Below are 17117 nucleotides of genomic sequence, written 5' to 3' on the forward strand. Positions count from 1 at the left end.
CCGCGCGCAGGAAAGACGGGGTACCAATCGTCATGGCAAATGTCGTGGAACGTGTCGGGCTCTACGCGGGCAGTTTCGACCCGATCACGAACGGGCATCTTGACGTGCTCGAAGCGGCCGCGCGCATGTGCGACCGCGTCGTGGTGGCAATCGGCATTCATCCCGGCAAGAAGCCGCTTTTCGAGACGGAAGACCGCAGGGCGATGATCGAAAAGGCGACCGCCTCGATCTCGCGCGCCTACAAGGTGAAGGTCGAGACGATTACGTTCGACGGGCTGGTGATTGCCGCCGCCAAGAAATCCAAGGCCACGCTCCTGATCCGCGGGCTGCGCGACGGCACCGATTTCGACTACGAAATGCAGATGAGCGGAATGAACGGCGAAATGGCGCCGGCGATCCAGACCGTATTCATTCCCGCGACGCCTGCAACGCGCCATGTTACCGGCACACTGGTACGGCAAATCGCGGCAATGGGCGGCGATGTCTCGAAGTTCGTGCCGGATTTCATCGTAAAAAAACTCGCGGCGAAGTTTCCGCGAAAATAAGCCGTTAGGGAGAGAGTTATGCGCGTCCTTCAAGCCTTCGCGTTCCTGTTTGCGTTTTGCCCGCCGCTTACGGCGACTGCGCAGGGCATCGATCCGTGGAAGAGCATCACGCCTTCGAAGGAAGAACAGAAGGCAAAAGCCGCGACCAAGGGCGACAAGAAGAACACGAAAACCGCGCAGGCCGGCAGCAACACCCTGACGCTGGAAACCACCAAGGGCACCATCGTCATTCGCCTGCGCACCGATCTCGCCCCCGGCCATGCCAAGCGCCTGCGGCAGCTTGCCGGCGAAGGCTTCTATAACAATGTGCCGTTCCACCGCGTGATCGAAGGCTTCATGGCGCAGACCGGCGACGGCCAGAACGGCAACGGTACCGGCGGCTCGCGTTATCCGGACCTCAAGGCGGAGTTTTCGAACGTTCCGTTCCGTCGCGGCATCGTCGGCATGGCGCGCAAGGGCGGCGACAACAATTCCGCCAACAGCCAGTTTTTCATTATGTTCGCCGAGCAATCCAGCCTCAACGGTCAGTATACCGTGATTGGCGAGGTCGTGCAGGGCATGGATGTGGTGGACAAGATCAACCGCGGCGAGCCGCCGCGCACGCCCGACAAAATCGTCCGCGCCATCGCGAACTGATCGCGCCGACAAACAAATACAAGGAGTACGGAAATGTCCGACGAGAACACATTGCTGCTCGAAACCACGCAAGGCCCCGTCACGATCAAGATGCGGCCCGATCTTGCGCCGGGTCACGTCGCCCGCATCAGGGAACTGGTGAAGTCGGGCTTCTACGACGGCATAGTGTTTCACCGCGTGATTGACGGCTTCATGGCGCAGACCGGTTGCCCGCACGGCACCGGCACCGGCGGCTCCGGCAAGAAGCTCAAGGCCGAGTTCAACAACCAGCCGCATGTGCGTGGCACCGTCTCGATGGCGCGCGCACAGAACCCGGATTCCGGCGACAGCCAGTTCTTCATCTGCTTCGACGATGCGCGCTTCCTCGACGGCCAGTACACCGTCTGGGGCGAGGTGACGTCGGGCATGGAGAACGTGGACAAGATCAAGCGCGGCGAACCCGTGCAGAACCCCGACAAGATCATCTCCGCCAAGATGGCGGCGTGATCCGCGGGCGCGGGCGCGCCAGCGATGAAAACCGGCGACTTCGATTTCGAACTTCCCCATGAGGCCATCGCGTTACGGCCGGCGCAACCGCGCGACAGCGCGCGGTTGCTGGTCGTTCGCCCCGATGTGCGGCCGGAACTCGAAGACAGCAGCGTTGGTAGCTTGCCGTCGTTTCTGCGCGCAGGCGATGCGCTGGTCGTCAACGACACCAAGGTCATCCCTGCGCGGCTGAACGGCGTGCGCGACCGTGACGGCAACCAGGTGCGCGTGGAGGCGACGCTGATCCGCCGCACCGGCCCGGAACGCTGGCAGGCGCTCGCAAAACCGGGAAAGCGGATCGAGGTCGGCGACCGCATCCGCTTTGGTCACGAGTCCCGCGTCTGTCTGCTCGGCGCGCTGGATGCGACCGTGGAGAGTAAAGGCGAGGGCGGAGAAATCGGTCTGCGTTTCGATTTTCACGGGCCGACCCTCGACGACGCCATCGAAGCGCTCGGTCACATCCCGCTTCCGCCCTACATTGCTTCAAAACGGCAGGACGACGAGCAGGACCGCGCCGACTATCAGACCCTGTTCGCGAAGCATGAAGGCTCGGTCGCTGCACCCACAGCCGGTTTGCATTTCACCGATGCATTGCTGGCAAAACTGAAGCAGTCGGACATTTCGCTGCACAGGCTGACCATGCATGTCGGTGCGGGCACGTTTCTTCCCGTGAAAAGCGAGGACGTGGCCGAGCACAAGATGCATCCCGAATGGGGCGAGATCGGCGCGGAAACCGCGGCAGCGCTGAACGAAACTCGCGCGCGCAGCGGCCGGATCGTGGCAGTCGGCACCACGGCGCTTCGCCTGCTGGAATCCGCGGCAAACGAAGACGGCCAGTTCGCTCCATGGTCGGGCGAGACCAGCATTTTCATCACGCCCGGTTATCGCTTCCGCGCGGCCGATGTATTGATGACCAACTTCCACCTGCCGCGTTCGACCCTGTTCATGCTGGTCAGCGCTTTTTCCGGGCTTGAGCGCATGAAGCGCGCCTATGCGCACGCGATTGCGAACGGCTATCGTTTCTATTCGTATGGCGATGCCTGTTTGCTGTTTCCGCAGCAGCCGCGATAGAACGCGGCCATGAAGTTTTCCGTATCGGCTTCCGATGGAACGGCTCGTACCGGCGCGCTTGAAACCGCGCGCGGCGTCGTGCGCACGCCGGCCTTCATGCCGGTCGGCACGGCAGCGACCGTGAAGGCGATGTTCCTCGACGACGTGCGCGCTACCGGCGCGGACATCATCCTCGGCAACGTCTACCACCTGATGCTGCGTCCCGGCGCGGAACGCATCGCCAAGCTCGGCGGGTTGCACAAATTCATGAACTGGGACGGGCCTATCCTGACTGACTCCGGCGGTTTCCAGGTGATGTCGCTGGCCTCGCTGCGCACGCTTAACGAGAACGGCGTGAAATTCCGTTCCCACATCGACGGCACCATGTACGAGCTGACGCCGGAACGCGCCATCGAGATCCAGCACTTGCTCGGCACGGATATTTCCATGCAGCTCGACGAATGTGTCCGGCTGCCATGCAGCGATGCCGATACGGAACGCGCCATGCGGCTTTCGCTTCGCTGGGCCGAGCGCTCGAAGCGTGCCTTCGGCGTGCCGCAGGATCGTGCGTTGTTCGGCATCGTGCAAGGCGGCGCGCTGTCCGCGCTCCGCAAGGAGTCTGCGCGCGAACTCGGCCGCATCGGCTTCGACGGCTACGCCATCGGCGGTCTTGCGGTCGGCGAGCCACAGGAAGTCATGCTGGCGATGATCGGCGAGACCATTCCGGAATTGCCGAAGGATAGACCGCGCTACCTGATGGGTGTTGGCACTCCGGACGATTTGCTCAAGGCGGTCGGTGCAGGAATCGACATGTTCGATTGCGTGATGCCGACGCGGGCGGGGCGTCACGCGATGGCGTTTACACGCTTCGGCAAACTCAACCTGAAGAATGCGCGTCACGCCGAGGATACGCGCCCGCTTGACGAAGCCAGCGATTGTCCGGCTGCACGGGATTACTCGCGCGCATATCTGCATCATCTCATCAAAGCGAATGAGTTGCTCGGCTCCATGCTCCTGTCATGGGCGAACGTTGCTTATTACCAGTCGCTGATGGCGGGAATGCGCGCGGCGATCGCGAACGGCACGTTCGCGGACTTTGCCGCCGAAACGCAGGCCGGCTGGCGCGAAAGCGAAGCGGAAGCAGCGTAAGTAAAGCTAGCGCAGGTTGAAACGAAGCGGCGCCGCGAAGGTCATGCTGGAGCGGCCCAGTCCCGGCGGGATCGGCGGAAACGGCGAGGCGCGGCGCACGATTGCGAGTGCGGTCTGGTCGAGAATGCCCTGACCGCTGCTGCCGCTAAGCGAAGCGGAAATCACGGCACCGCTAGCGGAAAGAGTGAACGTCACTGTACTGACACCCGTAATGCCGCGCTCGCGCGCGCCGGGCGGATAAGTGCGAAAGCGCTGCAAATGCGCCAGCACCTGCGCGTGATAGCTCGAGGCATTCGCGGTACCTCCGACACCCTGACGCGGCTGGTTCGGCGCCGCGCGATTTGGTGAAGCAGCGGCGCTCGGCGGCGCCTTGGCCTGGTTCTTTTTCGGGTCGGCTGTTTTCTTTTTCTGAACCACCGGCTCGGGCTTTTGCTCCTCGACCTTTTCCTGGTTCGGAGATTGGGCTTCCTTGGCTTCTTCCGCTTTCTTCTGCGGCGGCGCGGATTGCTCCTGCGGGAGCGCGAATACCGGACCTTCCTTGGGCGCGGGCGGCGCTTTCGGCTGCGCCTGCTGTTTCTGCTGTTCGACCTGCGGCGTCGTGTCGGTGAACGTCTTCGCGTCCGGCGCCGTCATATTGGTTTTCTTCGGCGCAACCGGAAGCATCTTGTCGGCAACGATCTCTACATCGAGCGTTACGGTACCATCTGCATTAGCGGAGGCATTGGCCGCCGCGCGCTCGAGGTCGTTTGAAAACTGAACCTGTAGCGCCGCGAATGCCACAAGATGAAGGATCACAGCGGCAATCGCTGCTTGCTTGAGCCATTCGCGGATGCGTAGCGGCTCCAGCGAAGGCCGTTCGGCCGTGCTTAGTTCCGGCTCGGAATTCTTCTTGCTTTTGCGTCGTTTGGCGGACGGAAGCGGCGTAATCGAAACTTCAGGTGCTGCGCGATTGTCGTTTGCGCCGCCTTTTTCGTCGCGTGACGCCCGCAGCGGAAACGGCAGGATTTCGGCGCTGTGCGGCGCCTCGTCGTGCCGTTTCGATGGCTGCGGAGCGCTTTGCATAGCGCGCGTTAGGCGGCTTTACCCGGCATGCGTTGCACCAGCACGGATTCGAACCCTTCGAATTCGGGATGACCGAGATAGAGCGGTACGGCGGGTTTCAATTCATTGGCACGCGCGTGGGCAATCTTGAAGGCGTCGGACTTCGTCCAGTTTTCGAAATCCGCTTTGGTCGCCCAGGCTGTGTGGCTGGAGTAGAGCGTGTGATCTTCGCGCTCAGGACCTTTCAGCAAATGGAACTCAAGAAAGCCCGGCAACGTGTTCAGGTAAGAGTCGCGTTCGCGCCAAACGCGCTCGAACTCCGATTCTTGCCCCTTGGTGACCTTGAAGCGGTTCATAGCGATATACATGGCCAATACCTCGCATTTTGGCTGGGTTGGACACACTTCCGACGGTCTTGTCAAAAGCGCCAGCCACCGCTCCGGAAATCTCCGGAGCGAATGGCCTGAACTCGCGGCTCGCTAGAGCCAAACTCGGCGGGAGCGCGGCGAACCGCGCTCCCTGATTTCTTAACGCTGGGCCAGCGATCCCAACGGCGGGTTCGTGTCGCCATAGCGGATCTTCAGCGAACCCTTGAATGTGATTCCCGGCGCCGCGCTCGCCCAAAGCGAGTCGTTCTGGTTGTCGGTCGGCGTCGAACGGATGATCGGGTAGAGGTGATAGTTCTCGTTCAACAGGTTGTCGATATTGAAGCCAAGCTGAACAAACTCGCTCACCTTGTAGGACATATACACGTTCACGAGGTGATAGCTGTCCGTGGGGATGTAGTTCGCAGGCAGATCGTCATGCGAAGCGACAGCCGCCCAGCGGATGGATGCCGTCAACTTGCGCTCGAAGAAGCGGAAGCCGAGGGTGGTGACGACCTTATTCGGCTGCACGTTCACGAGGCCGACATTGGTGTCGAGGTTCTTGCCGCGCTGGTACTGCGCTGCGAGTCCCGCGAACCAGTCGCCTGCATCGTAGGTGCTCTCGAACTCGGCACCTTCGATGCGCGCCTGCGAAATGTTCTGGTACTGGTAGAAGTTGAACGTACCGTACATTCCGTTGAACGCGCCGAAGCCGGTCAGCTCGATGAAGTCATCGATGTCGTTGCGGAACACGTTGAGCTTCGCGCGGAACGCATCGCCCGGACGCAGCACGCTGTCATATTTGAAGTTGACGCCGATTTCCTTGTTCCGGCCGATTTCGGGCCGAAGGTTCAGGTTCTGCGCGAAGCAGAAGAAACCGGGGTTGCCGTCCGGGCAGACGAAAGCGCCCGGGCCGCCGCCGGTCGGATGCGCGCCGATAACCAGCGTTTCCGTGAGGGTCGGCGAACGATAACCTTCGGCGTAGCTAACGTAGGGCTGCACGCCCGTAACGGGTGTCACGCCAATCGTGATCTTCGGCGAGAAGCGGCTTTTGTTGTTCTCCTGACCGGCAGCATTGAAGATGTACTGATCGTAGCGCACGGCGCCGATCACCTCGAGCCAGCTAAGGTAGTTACCCTTCCACTGCAGGAAGCCGCCGAACACTTCGCGGCGTCCGCCCGGCGTCGTCAGGTCGCCGGTGCCACGCGGGTCGAAGGTCGAAACGCTGTCGTTGAAATAGTCGCCGCCGTAGGTGAAGGCGTGCTTCCAGTTACCGGTCTGGAAACGGCTGGTGTTGTTGACGTCGAAACCGACCGTATCGGTCTGGAAGCCGCGAAGATCGCCGACGCAGCCCGTGATGTTGTTGCCCGGCACCAGGCCGCCGCAATAAGCCGCCGGTGTCGTGCTGTTATGCGCGATCTTAAGCTGGTTGCTGTCGGTGCGGTTCCAGTAGACGTTGGCATCCCAGTTGAAGATGTTGTCGTCCGGCCGCTCGTATCTCCAGCGAATGTTCGTGGTGTAGTTCTTGGTGTCGGTTGCGTAAATCGAAGTGCCCTGATTGAGCGCAAGCGGGGGACGGGTCGGCTGACCGAAATTGTATTCGGTGTCGAGCATAACCACGCCTGCCGTGATGGAGTGGCCATCGGCAGGTCGGAACGTAGCCTTCAGCAGGCCGCTGGTCGATTGCTGCCAGCTATTTGCAATCACATAGCCGGTGCCGTCGGCATACTTCGACTGATCGCGGTGAACCACACCAGCGATGAATTCGTAGTTCGCTTCACGGTATGCACCGAATGACGAAAGTACACCGCTGCCGGTGTTGTTGCCGAGGGTGCCCTGCGTTTCGATCACCCAGCGCTGGCCGGGAGCGAGAATGTCGCCTGCTTCCTTGGTGCGGATCGAAACCACACCGCCGATCGCGCCGGAACCATAGATGTTGGCGACCGGACCGCGGACCACGTCCACGCCGCCGATCATTTCCGGTTCGAGATAGAAGAAGCCTTGCGCAAAGTGACCCGTGCGCGACGCGTTCTGGCGCGCACCATCGATCAGCACCGCGACACGGCCGAAGTCCTGCAAGCCGCGGATGTTAACGGCATTGCCCGGTTCGTCCGCGCGATCCTGGAAAGTCACGCCAGGCGTGGCAACGAAAAGATCGGATACGCGATCAGGGCGCGTCCGTTCGATTTCATCGGCACGAATCGTGCTGACCGCAGCCAGTGAATTGATCGCGAGTTCTTCGGTTCGCGTCGCAACGATGGTGATGGGATCCAGATAAACGGTTTGCGCGCGCGCCGGAATTAAAGCGGTGCTAACCAAAACCGTGGAGACGGAAAGTCCAAGAAACAGCGCGCGTGATTGCGCGGAATTAACAGCCATTTGAAGCCCCACTTTTTCTTTTTTTGCCGGAGCTTGCGGGCATACGCGGAGAGAAGAACGCGACAGCTTGCTGGCAGGCATTTCGCAAAACCAGCCCGGTTCCGCGAATTAGTTGCTATTCGTACTGTTCGGGCGTACTAGGGTCAAGTTGTTGATATTCCTAGATAAAAACAGTTCTAAACTGCAGCTTCTAAGAATTATTCAAAACTGGGCAGCGAGTGCGCATGGAAGGCCGGGGAATGGCGGGAAAATCGGAAGAAATCGCGGGAGCGCGCTCTAGCGAGACAGATGCCGCATCGCGTAAAATTCCGGTATCCGGAAATAGAATTGAAAGCCGTGACATTTTTGTCGGCACGAAAGAAGTTACGATCGGCCACGAAGGCGACGTGTATCGCCTGCGCCTGACCGCCCTGAACAAGTTGATCCTTACGAAATGAAGCGCGTTCTCGTTTTTGCCGCCGTATTGATTGGCGTGGTGAGCCATTCCGCGCTTGCGGGCGGATGGAGCGTCAAGGACGCCAGCAACAGACAAGTTGAAATCTCGGATACTTCGCGCATCGTGACGATCGGCGGCGCGGTGACCGAAATCGTTTACGCGCTCGGTTTTGGCGACAAGGTTGTCGCCATCGATCTAACCAGCACGTATCCGCCGGAAGTGAAGCAGCGTCCCAGCGTCGGCTATATGCGCGCGCTTTCGCCGGAAGGCGTATTGTCGCTTGCGCCGACCGTTGTCCTCGCGATCGAAGGCTCGGGACCGCCCGATGCAATCGAAGTGCTGACCCGCGCATCGGTGCCGTTCGCGCTTGTTCCCGAAGGATACACTGAGGAAGCCGTATTGAAGAAAATCCGCTTCGTGGCGGCGGCACTAGGTGTTCCCGCAAAAGGCGAAGAACTTGCGAAACTGGTCGCGGAAGACTTCGCGGCACTAACTGCCTTGCGTGCAAAGATTACTGCACGCCGCAACGCGATCTTCGTGCTTGCAGTCGGCAATGGCACGCCGACGGTAGCGGGCGAACATACCAGCGCGGAAGGCATCTTCGCTCTCGGTGGCGTCGATAACGCGATCAAGGGTCTGCACGGCTATAAACCAGCGACGGTGGAAGCGACACTCGCATCGCACCCGCAGACTGTCGTGACGATGCTGGAGCGCGGGCACGGCCTCGGCCCTGAAGTTCTGTTCGCCTTGCCCGCATTCAACGGAACGCCGGCCGCGAAAGACAAGCGTCTCGTTTCCGTGCCGTCCTACTATCTCAGCTTCGGCCCGCGTACTGCGCACGCCGCGCGCGATCTCGCCGCAGCCGTTTATCCCGAACTCAAACTGCCGCAGCTGCCGCCACGGTCCTGGACAGGCGCTACCACGACGCAATGAGCGGTGGCGACATTGCGCTGCGCGACTCTCGTCGCGCGCTGCCACCCGGCAGATGGGTTCTGCTTGGCTGCGCCGGCTTTCTGCTCGTCGCGCTGATTGCTTCGCTTGCGATCGGCCCGGTCGTGATCGCGCCGCAAAGAATCCTCGGCATACTCTACGACGCGCTATGGGGTGTCCGCGCGCAGAGCGGCATAGACATGCGCGACGCGATTGTCGTCCTCGACATCCGCCTGCCGCGGACCATCCTTGCAGCTATCGTAGGCGCCACGCTCGCAATGGCGGGCGCGGTGTTGCAGGGGATATTCCGCAATCCATTGGCAGATCCCGGCCTCGTCGGTGTTTCACCCGGTGCGGCGCTGGCCGCGGTTGCGTGGATCGTTTTCGGCGCGTTCGCGCTGCCGTTTCTGCCGGGCGTTCTGTTCAGCTATGCGCTGCCGCTGGCTGCCTTTCTCGGTAGCCTGATTTCGACATTGCTCCTGCATCGTCTGGCGACTGTGAATGGCCGCACGCCGGTTGCGAACCTGCTCTTCGCAGGTATCGCCCTTGGTGCACTGGCGAGCGCGGGTACTGGCCTCATCATCTTCGTCGCGAGCGACCAGCAGTTGCGCGAGTTCACCTTCTGGACACTAGGCAGTCTCGGCGGCTCCACCTGGACGCGCGTGATGCTGGCCTTGCCGTTTGCCATTCTGCTGTTTCTCGGCACGTTGCGGCTCGCGCGCGGACTGGATGCTCTTGCGCTCGGCGAGGCAGAAGCGTTCCACGCCGGTATCGATGTGGAACGGCTCAAACGCTTCGCTATCGTGATCGTAGCAGCAGGTGTCGGCGCGGCCGTCGCCGTGGCAGGCGTGATCGGTTTCGTCGGACTGGTGGTGCCGCATTTATTGCGGCTGACTGCCGGACCAGCACACCGCCGTTTGCTGATCGGTAGCGCGCTTCTTGGTGCGGCACTTCTCACGGCGTCCGACATCTTCGCGCGCACGGTCGCGACACCGGCCGAATTGCCGCTGGGTGTCGTGACCGCTTTCCTCGGTGCGCCGTTCTTCATCTGGTTGCTGCGCCGCGACCGCAGCTTGCTCGGTCACTGAAATGTATCGCGCCGACAACATCCACTACCGCGCCGGCGGAAAAAGCATCCTCAACGATGCTTCCATCGTGATCGAGCGCGGACAAGTCGTCGCCATCGTCGGACCGAACGGCGCGGGCAAGTCCACGCTGTTGAAGGTTCTGGCCGGAGAGCATCGCCCCCAACAGGGCGTTGTGAGCATCGACGGCGAACCGCTGGCTCGCCTGAATGCGGCGACTCTTTCCACGCGCCGTGCCGTGCTGCCGCAGGCCGTCAATGTCGCGTTTCCGTTCCTCGCCCGCGAGATCGTCGAACTTGGATTGCCGCAGAACGTAACGCACGTGGACGGCACGCAGTTGATCGGCCGTGCATTGAGCGTGGTGGATATGGCGCGTGCTTCCGGCCAAGTTTACGACACGCTTTCGGGCGGCGAGCGCCAGCGCGTACAGTTAGCGCGCGTTCTTGTACAGCTATGGTCGTACGGATCGAAGGGGTACCTGCTGCTCGACGAGCCTACGGCCAGCCTCGATCTTTCGCACCAGCTTGCCGCGTTGAAGATCGCACGCGTACATGCGGACGAAGGTGGCGGCGTTCTCGCTGTGCTGCACGACATCAATCTCGCGCTGATGACCGCGGACTGGCTGGTCGCAATCAAAGATGGTCGCGTACTTGCCGCCGGCAAGCCTTCGGAGATCGTCACCGACACGCTGATCCGCGACCTCTACGACGTGAGCGCCAGCGTGCGCGGCGTGCCAGATGGCCCGTTCTTGCTGCCGCAGACGGTCAGCGAAATCATGCGGGCAGGAAAGTAGGATCGCGCAGCCACTCTGTGTGCGCAGGCTGCGGCACGGGCAGATCATTGTTCGCCGCTAATCGGAAAACTTCGCCGTTGGATACCGCGCCGACCCACTTCCGAAGACGCTGGCCATAAAGCTGCACCATGCCGAAGCGCGGCTGCAAAGCGGACATCTGCGGCGGCGGAAGTATCGAGATCGCCGGGTGGCCGAGCGCGTTCGCGGCAAAATGCGAAAAGCTGGAATTGGGCGTCGCGATGATGACGTTGCAGCACGCCAGCGCAAACAAGTCCGCGATCGGATGGCTTGCTGACTGATGCTCGGAACGCACTTGAAAGCTGGAATCTACGGGCAGTTCGAATGTATCGAATTCCTGCCGCCACGCCGCGAACCGCGCCGGGTCGCCGGAATGGCACAAGAGAAAAGCTACATCGGGAAATGCGCTGCGATACTGGCGCATCACATGCTCGTACCACCACATCGGTACCGCCTGATGCCGTGCGCGCGTGATGTCGTAGGTTTGTTCGTCCACCAGCGCGAAATCTCCGCCGCGGATATGCACGCCAACAACAGGGCGCCCGCGAAACGGCGCAAACGTCTGCTCCAGTGTCTTTATGTAAGGCTCGTGCGGACGGATGCGGCGCGCCGTTTCGAGATAAAACGGTTGCGTGACCGGCGGCGTGTAGATCACGCGCTGCAAGATCGTCCGGTAGCGGCCAAGCGTTTGAAACTGCGCGTCGTCGCAGGTCGATAGCTTCATGCTGCCGATGCGGTTCCACGGCCGCATCTTGCGGCGTGATGATCCGGTCACGTCGAACGCATCAAGCTCCGGCCAGTCGAGGTAGATGTCGTGGCCATATGCCTTCTGAATCGCGAAGCTCAGCGTCAGCCCTTCGAGCCGGTTGGCGAGGCCGGAAAAATTTGAAGTAAAAATGCGCGGCATGAATTTTCGTAACTCTCAGGCGCGCGCTTTCGCGGCGTTGGCGAGATACCAGGCCAGCGTCTGCTGCATGCCTTCGCGCAGGCCGATCTTCGGTTTCCATCCGAGCGCGGCGAGGCGCGAAGAGTCCATCAGCTTGCGCGGAGTGCCATCGGGCTTCGAAGGGTCGAAGGCGAGCGAGGCTTTCGTGCCCACGGCATCGAGAATGATCTGTGCGAGTTCGGCAATCGACAGGTCCCTGCCGAAGCCGACATTAATGTGCTCGTCGGCGCTGTAATGCTGCGCGATGAAGACCAACGCATCCGCACAGTCGTCCACATGCAGGAATTCCCGCAAAGGTTTACCGCTGCCCCAGACTTCCAGCGTTTGCGTCCCGGCCTCCTTTGCGCGCACGGCCTTCACCATTAGCGCCGCCGCGACATGCGAGGTTTCAAGATTGAAGTTATCGCCGGGGCCATAAAGGTTTGTCGGCATCGCGGAAACGAAGTCGCAGCCATATTGCCTGCGATACGCTTGGCATAGCTTGATGCCTGCGATCTTCGCGATTGCGTACCACTCGTTGGTCGGCTCCAGCGGGCCGGTGAGCAGCGCGTCTTCCTTGATCGGTTGCGGCGCGAGTTTCGGATAGATGCAGGACGAGCCGAGAAAAACCAGTTTTTCCGTTTCGTTGCGATAAGCGGCGTCGATCACGTTGTTCTGGATCGCGAGATTGTCGAACAGGAAATCGGCCGGATAGCTTGCGTTTGCAAGAATGCCGCCTACCTTCGCCGCGGCGAGAAAAATCAGATGTGGGCGTCGCTCCTTTACGAAGCGCTCGACTTGCTCCTGCCGCCGCAGATCCACTTGCGTGCGTTCGGAGACAATGACCTCACAATCTTCGCGCTCCAATCGACGCACGATGGCGGAGCCGACCATTCCCTTGTGGCCCGCGACCCAGACGCGCTTTCCCTTCAGCGAATACGGCAGCGCGTTCATGAGCGCGTCTGGTTCTTCTGCTGTTTCATGAGTTCGAGATCTGCGCTCACCATCTCGCGCACCAGTTCCTCGAAGCCGACCTTGTGCTGCCAGCCGAGTTTCTTGCGTGCCTTGTCGGCGTTGCCGAGCAGATGCTCGACTTCCGTGGGGCGGAAATAACGCGGATCGACTTCGACCAGTACACGGCCGCTTTTGCGGTCGAAACCTTTTTCCTCGGCGTCTCTACCTTTCCATTCGATCTCGTAGCCGAGATGCGCGAAGGTTCGCTCCGTAAATTCGCGCACCGAGCGGGACTCGCCGGTCGCGAGCACATAGTCGTCCGCTTTATCCTGCTGCAAAATCCGCCACATGCCTTCGGCATAGTCGCGCGCATGACCCCAGTCTCGCTTCGCGTCGAGATTGCCGAGCCACAACTTGTCCTGAACTCCAAGATGGATGGCAGCGGCCGCACGCGTGATCTTGCGCGTAACGAACGTCTCGCCACGCATCGGGCTTTCGTGGTTGAACAGGATGCCGTTGGAGGCGTGGAAGCCGTAGGCCTCGCGATAGTTTACCGTGATCCAGTAGGCATAGAGCTTCGCAGCGGCGTAGGGACTGCGCGGACGAAACGGCGTAGTCTCCGATTGCGGAAACTCCTTCGCGTCGCCGTAAAGTTCGGAAGTCGACGCCTGATAGAAGCGCGTCTTCTCGCCAAGGCCGAGAATCCGGATCGCCTCGAGCATGCGCAATGTTCCGATCGCGTCGGCGTTCGCCGTATATTCCGGCGTCTCGAAGCTGACGTGGACGTGGCTCTGCGCGGCGAGATTATAGATCTCGTCCGGCTGCGTTTCCTGCACGATGCGGATCAGGTTGGTCGAATCCGTCATGTCGCCGTAGAACAGCGTGAAGCGCGCGTGCTCTACATGCGGCTCTTCGTAGATGTCGTCGATGCGGCCCGTGTTGAAGCTCGACGAGCGGCGCTTGATGCCGAACACCCGGTAGCCCTTGTCGAGCAAGAGCCGCGCGAGATACGCGCCGTCCTGGCCGGTGACGCCGGAAATGAGTGCGGATTTCATAGCGCCTTCCTTGGTCAGACCGGCTGGCGAACGGAAAGGTTTCGTCGATTTGCCCCGCGTCCGGTTCCGGAGGCTCAAAGGAGGCGATCAGCAAGGAAAGTCAAGCTGGTAGGGAGCGGCCGTTTTCGGGGAATAAACGCGCCCGCGCGGCTTGACGCGCCCGGCAGGGGTCCGTACCAGTCCCGCCCGGCGGGCCCGTAGCTCAGTGGTAGAGCACCTGACTTTTAATCAGGGTGTCGATGGTTCGATCCCATCCGGGCTCACCAAGTCTCGAAAAAACTACCCTGCTCTTTCCTTCTGCGCATGCGGAAGCAATTCCGCCGGCTGTTGCACCGGTACCGGCACGCTGACCGGAGCGGCCGCGGCCGGCATTTTCTTCGGCGGATAGCGTAAGCCGGTTGCGTTGTTGAAGATCAGCGCAGCGATGAGCAGTAGCAACGAGTTCAGACCTACCGGCCACAACACGAACGTATAGCCGAGGTTGTGAACGGCGGGGCCGCCGAGCACGGCAGTCAATGCAACAGCGCCGCTCGGTGGATGCAGGCAGCCGAGCAGCGACATGATGCCGATGGATGCGCCGACCGCGATTCCGGATGCGGCGATCGGGTCTTTCAACCACATCCAGGTGAACACACCTACGAACGCGGCAATGGTGTTGCCGCCTATGATCGACCAAGGCTGCGCCAGCGGACTATGGGATGCGGCAAACAGCAAGACCGCGGAAGCGCCCATCGGCGCGATCAGGAGCGGCAACGCCACCGCGTCCATTTTGTCCATTGCGCTCATGCTGTCGATGCCGAGTGCAATCTTCGTCACGTAACCGGTGATGAGAATCCCGACGAGCGCGCCAATCGAAGCGCGAATATGAATGCGATAGTCGCGGTAATTGACCTTGGATTTGGTCCAGACGCGGATGCGTGTCTTCGGGCCCATGAATTGAATGTCCTGCCTAAAATTGAGGCGATCTCGCAGGAGGAGGATAAAACCGCAAATTGGCGGATATTCCAGTCAAATTCGCGTATTTCCGCACCGGAAAACCCGATTTTGTGAAATCCGGAGGCTGAATTTGCGTTTTTCGTGCAAGGTTGACCCCTCTGCGCCGCTTCGATTGAATCGCCTTTTACGGAGTTCTCCAATCCATGCCCGTTCTCAATCGAATCGCCGACCAAGCCGGCGAGGTCGCCGAATGGCGTCGCGAACTACACCAGTACCCTGAGCTGATGTACGAGGTGCATCGCACCGCGCAGACGGTCACGGAAAAACTCAAGTCATTCGGCTGCGATGAAGTGGTGCCGGGCATCGGCCGCACTGGAGTCGTCGGCGTCATAAAGGGCCGCAAACCCGGTGACAAGGTGGTTGGCCTGCGTGCCGACATGGACGCGTTACCACTCGATGAAATCACCGGCCTGCCTTACGCCTCGAAGGTGCCGGGCAAAATGCACGCCTGCGGCCACGACGGCCATACCGCGATGCTGCTCGGCGCTGCGCGCCATCTCTGCGAGACGCGGAATTTTGCAGGCACTGCGGTCGTGATTTTCCAGCCCGCCGAAGAAGGTGGCGCGGGCGCGAAGGCGATGATCGACGACGGGCTGATGACGCGCTTTGACATTCGCGAAGTGTACGGCATGCACAACATGCCGGGCCTTCCGGTCGGCAAGTTCGCGATGCGCTCCGGCCCCATCATGGCGGCGGCCGACCGGCTTTCCATCGAGATCGAAGGAGTGGGCGGTCACGCCGCGCGTCCGCACTTCGCGGTGGACACCGTGCTCGTTGGCACGCAGATCGTGAACGCACTGCAAAGCATCGTGTCGCGCAACGTCGATCCGCTGGAAAGCGCGGTCGTCTCGATCACGCTGTTTCAGGCCGGGCACGCCGATAACGTCATTCCGCAGACCGCTTTGTTGCGTGGTACTGCGCGCAGCCTACGGGCGAGCGTGCGCGACCTGCTCGAAAAGCGCATCGTCGAAATCGCGGAGGGCATCGGCAAGACGTACGGCGCGAAGGTGAAGGCGAAATATTCCCGCGACTATCCGGTCGTCGTGAACAACGAACAGGCGGTTGATTTCGCATCCTCGATTGCACGCGAGATCGCGGGAGAGGCGAGCGTCGATACCAAGACGCCACCCGTTATGGGCGGCGAAGACTTCGCTTTCATGCTGGAGGAGCGCCCCGGCGCCTTCATCTTCATGGGCAACGGCAACAGCGCCAACCTTCATCACCCGGCCTACGACTTCAACGACAGCGCAATTCCGTTCGGCGCTTCGTATTGGGTGCGCCTGGTCGAAAAGAGCATGCCCGCCTAGGCCGCGTCCGGTTTGCGCGCGAAAGGATTGGTCGCAAGCGCGATGCCACCAAGCACCAGCGCCAGTCCTGCGATGTGATAGGGATAAAGCCGCTCGCCTAGTGTGAGCACGGCGAGCGCGACGCCGTATACCGGCAGCAGATACAGTGACATCCCGGTCAGCGACGGACCGGCGTATTTCACGAGGATCTGATACAGGCCGAACGCCAGCACCGACGGAAAGATCGCGAGCGCTAATATAGCGATCCATTCGTTTCGCCCGTGTGGAAGCAGGCCGTGCTGCGTCGCTTCATAAAGCGCGAGCGGCAAAAGCGTCAACGAACCTGCAATCGTGATCGCGGCGAACAACGGCAGCGTGGGCAGTGCGCGAAGTTCCTTCCGCTTCAACACCACCGAATAGATCGCCCATGAAAATGCCGCCAGCGCGATTCCGATGTCGCCGATGTTGAACTGGAAACTCAACAGACGGCTCAGTTCGCCGTGCAGGATGATCACCGCGACGCCGAGAAACCCGATCAGCGTGCCGAGCAGTTTTGCGCCCGCCAGTTTCTCGCGGAAGAACAGCGCTTCCATCACCACGATCGAGATGCTCGACGAGGTATAGATCAGCGCCGCGTTGCTCGCGGTGGTGTAGCGGAGAGAGAGATAGACACCTGCGCCGCAGAACACCATGCCGAGCACGCCAAGCCACAACAACTCGCGCCATAGCGATTTGAATGTCCCGGCATGTGCGATCAATCCGCGCCATGCGAACGGCAACAGCATCATTGCGGCCAGAAACCAGCGCCAGAATGCGAGCGTCGCGGGCGCGACCGCGTCGGTCACGGCGCGTCCGATGATGAGGTTGGAGACGAAGAACAGCGGCATCACGAACAGGAGCGCGTAGATGCCGGCGCGGTTAGGTATTTTCATTGCGCGGACGGCTTACG

General features: G+C 61.0%; 18 protein-coding genes and 1 tRNA gene. 11 read left to right on the top strand and 8 right to left on the bottom strand.

What is annotated here, in order from left to right; translation table 11 throughout:
- The first annotated feature begins 32 nt into the window (after positions 1 to 32).
- The 5 genes from coaD to tgt are packed head-to-tail and all read left to right on the top strand — an operon-like array spanning position 33 to position 3905.
- Positions 33 to 545 (top strand): pantetheine-phosphate adenylyltransferase, encoded by a 513-nt coding sequence (gene coaD / locus KF794_06670; GenBank protein QYK46351.1) that lies wholly within the window; start codon positions 33 to 35, stop codon positions 543 to 545.
- A gap of 18 nt (positions 546 to 563) precedes the next feature.
- Positions 564 to 1181: a peptidylprolyl isomerase gene (locus tag KF794_06675; GenBank protein ID QYK46352.1), complete on the top strand. Its 618-nt coding sequence runs from the start codon at positions 564 to 566 to the stop codon at positions 1179 to 1181.
- A 33-nt stretch (positions 1182 to 1214) separates the two neighbouring features.
- Positions 1215 to 1667: a peptidylprolyl isomerase gene (locus KF794_06680; GenBank protein ID QYK46353.1), complete on the top strand. Its 453-nt coding sequence runs from the start codon at positions 1215 to 1217 to the stop codon at positions 1665 to 1667.
- Positions 1668 to 1691: 24 nt separating this feature from the next.
- Complete coding sequence (gene queA, locus KF794_06685) at positions 1692 to 2777, top strand: tRNA preQ1(34) S-adenosylmethionine ribosyltransferase-isomerase QueA (protein ID QYK46354.1); 1086 nt, start codon at positions 1692 to 1694, stop codon at positions 2775 to 2777.
- 9 nt (positions 2778 to 2786) lie between these two features.
- The gene (tgt, locus tag KF794_06690; GenBank protein QYK46355.1) at positions 2787 to 3905 is read left to right on the top strand and encodes a tRNA guanosine(34) transglycosylase Tgt; all 1119 of its coding nucleotides are present in this window, start codon (positions 2787 to 2789) and stop codon (positions 3903 to 3905) included.
- A 6-nt stretch (positions 3906 to 3911) separates the two neighbouring features.
- On the opposite strand, the gene KF794_06695 is transcribed toward tgt, so the two are convergent.
- The 3 genes from KF794_06695 to KF794_06705 all read right to left on the bottom strand — a co-directional run bounded on the left by KF794_06695 (position 3912) and on the right by KF794_06705 (position 7690).
- A complete protein-coding gene (locus tag KF794_06695; GenBank protein ID QYK46356.1) occupies positions 3912 to 4967 on the bottom strand; it encodes an energy transducer TonB in 1056 nt (351 codons plus the stop codon).
- 8 nt (positions 4968 to 4975) lie between these two features.
- On the bottom strand, positions 4976 to 5314 hold the full coding sequence (locus tag KF794_06700; protein ID QYK46357.1) for an antibiotic biosynthesis monooxygenase: 339 nt from the start codon (positions 5312 to 5314) through the stop codon (positions 4976 to 4978).
- A gap of 159 nt (positions 5315 to 5473) precedes the next feature.
- Complete coding sequence (locus tag KF794_06705) at positions 5474 to 7690, bottom strand: TonB-dependent hemoglobin/transferrin/lactoferrin family receptor (protein ID QYK46358.1); 2217 nt, start codon at positions 7688 to 7690, stop codon at positions 5474 to 5476.
- Positions 7691 to 7929: 239 nt separating this feature from the next.
- Here KF794_06705 and KF794_06710 point away from each other — a divergent pair, with 239 nt between their 5' ends.
- From KF794_06710 to KF794_06725, 4 genes are read left to right on the top strand one after another with little or no spacing between them, the layout of a single operon-like run.
- A complete protein-coding gene (locus KF794_06710; protein ID QYK46359.1) occupies positions 7930 to 8127 on the top strand; it encodes a hemin uptake protein HemP in 198 nt (65 codons plus the stop codon).
- Positions 8124 to 9059 (top strand): ABC transporter substrate-binding protein, encoded by a 936-nt coding sequence (locus tag KF794_06715; GenBank protein ID QYK46360.1) that lies wholly within the window; start codon positions 8124 to 8126, stop codon positions 9057 to 9059. The genes KF794_06710 and KF794_06715 overlap by 4 nt, the downstream gene beginning before the upstream one ends.
- Positions 9056 to 10144, top strand: coding sequence for an iron chelate uptake ABC transporter family permease subunit (locus KF794_06720; GenBank protein ID QYK46361.1), 1089 nt, complete (start codon positions 9056 to 9058; stop codon positions 10142 to 10144). Before KF794_06715 ends, KF794_06720 begins: the two co-directional genes overlap by 4 nt.
- Position 10145: 1 nt before the next feature.
- Complete coding sequence (locus KF794_06725) at positions 10146 to 10934, top strand: heme ABC transporter ATP-binding protein (GenBank protein QYK46362.1); 789 nt, start codon at positions 10146 to 10148, stop codon at positions 10932 to 10934.
- On the opposite strand, the gene KF794_06730 is transcribed toward KF794_06725, so the two are convergent.
- The 3 genes from KF794_06730 to gmd are packed head-to-tail and all read right to left on the bottom strand — an operon-like array spanning position 10915 to position 13886.
- A complete protein-coding gene (locus KF794_06730; protein ID QYK46363.1) occupies positions 10915 to 11859 on the bottom strand; it encodes a hypothetical protein in 945 nt (314 codons plus the stop codon). The genes KF794_06725 and KF794_06730 overlap by 20 nt on opposite strands.
- A gap of 15 nt (positions 11860 to 11874) precedes the next feature.
- On the bottom strand, positions 11875 to 12810 hold the full coding sequence (locus KF794_06735; GenBank protein ID QYK46624.1) for a GDP-L-fucose synthase: 936 nt from the start codon (positions 12808 to 12810) through the stop codon (positions 11875 to 11877).
- A 17-nt stretch (positions 12811 to 12827) separates the two neighbouring features.
- Positions 12828 to 13886: a GDP-mannose 4,6-dehydratase gene (gene gmd / locus KF794_06740; protein ID QYK46364.1), complete on the bottom strand. Its 1059-nt coding sequence runs from the start codon at positions 13884 to 13886 to the stop codon at positions 12828 to 12830.
- A 191-nt stretch (positions 13887 to 14077) separates the two neighbouring features.
- Here gmd and KF794_06745 point away from each other — a divergent pair.
- Positions 14078 to 14152: transfer RNA gene (locus tag KF794_06745), tRNA-Lys, on the top strand.
- A 13-nt stretch (positions 14153 to 14165) separates the two neighbouring features.
- Here KF794_06745 and KF794_06750 read toward each other — a convergent pair.
- A complete protein-coding gene (locus KF794_06750) occupies positions 14166 to 14819 on the bottom strand; it encodes an HPP family protein (GenBank protein QYK46365.1) in 654 nt (217 codons plus the stop codon).
- A 206-nt stretch (positions 14820 to 15025) separates the two neighbouring features.
- Here KF794_06750 and KF794_06755 point away from each other — a divergent pair, with 206 nt between their 5' ends.
- A complete protein-coding gene (locus KF794_06755) occupies positions 15026 to 16189 on the top strand; it encodes an amidohydrolase (protein QYK46366.1) in 1164 nt (387 codons plus the stop codon).
- On the opposite strand, the gene KF794_06760 is transcribed toward KF794_06755, so the two are convergent.
- Positions 16186 to 17100 carry a DMT family transporter gene (locus tag KF794_06760; GenBank protein ID QYK46367.1) on the bottom strand — a complete coding sequence of 305 codons (915 nt, stop codon included), beginning with the start codon at positions 17098 to 17100 and terminating at the stop codon, positions 16186 to 16188. The two genes, KF794_06755 and KF794_06760, sit on opposite strands and share 4 nt — an antisense overlap.
- Between the last annotated feature and the right edge of the window lie 17 nt (positions 17101 to 17117).

The sequence above is a fragment of the Xanthobacteraceae bacterium genome (assembly GCA_019454205.1).
Classification (GTDB): Bacteria; Pseudomonadota; Alphaproteobacteria; order Rhizobiales; family Xanthobacteraceae.

What these genes read in the sequence shown, in the direction of transcription:
- gmd (QYK46364.1), bottom strand. Translation starts at nt 13,886, where the DNA reads ATGAAATCCGCACTCATTTCCGGCGTCACCGGCCAGGACGGCGCGTAT.
- KF794_06750 (QYK46365.1), bottom strand. Translation starts at nt 14,819, where the DNA reads ATGGGCCCGAAGACACGCATCCGCGTCTGGACCAAATCCAAGGTCAAT.
- KF794_06675 (QYK46352.1), top strand. Translation starts at nt 564, where the DNA reads ATGCGCGTCCTTCAAGCCTTCGCGTTCCTGTTTGCGTTTTGCCCGCCG.
- KF794_06725 (QYK46362.1), top strand. Translation starts at nt 10,146, where the DNA reads ATGTATCGCGCCGACAACATCCACTACCGCGCCGGCGGAAAAAGCATC.
- KF794_06700 (QYK46357.1), bottom strand. Translation starts at nt 5,314, where the DNA reads ATGTATATCGCTATGAACCGCTTCAAGGTCACCAAGGGGCAAGAATCG.
- KF794_06760 (QYK46367.1), bottom strand. Translation starts at nt 17,100, where the DNA reads ATGAAAATACCTAACCGCGCCGGCATCTACGCGCTCCTGTTCGTGATG.
- queA (QYK46354.1), top strand. Translation starts at nt 1,692, where the DNA reads ATGAAAACCGGCGACTTCGATTTCGAACTTCCCCATGAGGCCATCGCG.
- KF794_06755 (QYK46366.1), top strand. Translation starts at nt 15,026, where the DNA reads ATGCCCGTTCTCAATCGAATCGCCGACCAAGCCGGCGAGGTCGCCGAA.
- KF794_06705 (QYK46358.1), bottom strand. Translation starts at nt 7,690, where the DNA reads ATGGCTGTTAATTCCGCGCAATCACGCGCGCTGTTTCTTGGACTTTCC.
- KF794_06730 (QYK46363.1), bottom strand. Translation starts at nt 11,859, where the DNA reads ATGCCGCGCATTTTTACTTCAAATTTTTCCGGCCTCGCCAACCGGCTC.
- tgt (QYK46355.1), top strand. Translation starts at nt 2,787, where the DNA reads ATGAAGTTTTCCGTATCGGCTTCCGATGGAACGGCTCGTACCGGCGCG.
- KF794_06710 (QYK46359.1), top strand. Translation starts at nt 7,930, where the DNA reads ATGGCGGGAAAATCGGAAGAAATCGCGGGAGCGCGCTCTAGCGAGACA.
- KF794_06695 (QYK46356.1), bottom strand. Translation starts at nt 4,967, where the DNA reads ATGCAAAGCGCTCCGCAGCCATCGAAACGGCACGACGAGGCGCCGCAC.
- KF794_06715 (QYK46360.1), top strand. Translation starts at nt 8,124, where the DNA reads ATGAAGCGCGTTCTCGTTTTTGCCGCCGTATTGATTGGCGTGGTGAGC.
- KF794_06680 (QYK46353.1), top strand. Translation starts at nt 1,215, where the DNA reads ATGTCCGACGAGAACACATTGCTGCTCGAAACCACGCAAGGCCCCGTC.
- coaD (QYK46351.1), top strand. Translation starts at nt 33, where the DNA reads ATGGCAAATGTCGTGGAACGTGTCGGGCTCTACGCGGGCAGTTTCGAC.
- KF794_06720 (QYK46361.1), top strand. Translation starts at nt 9,056, where the DNA reads ATGAGCGGTGGCGACATTGCGCTGCGCGACTCTCGTCGCGCGCTGCCA.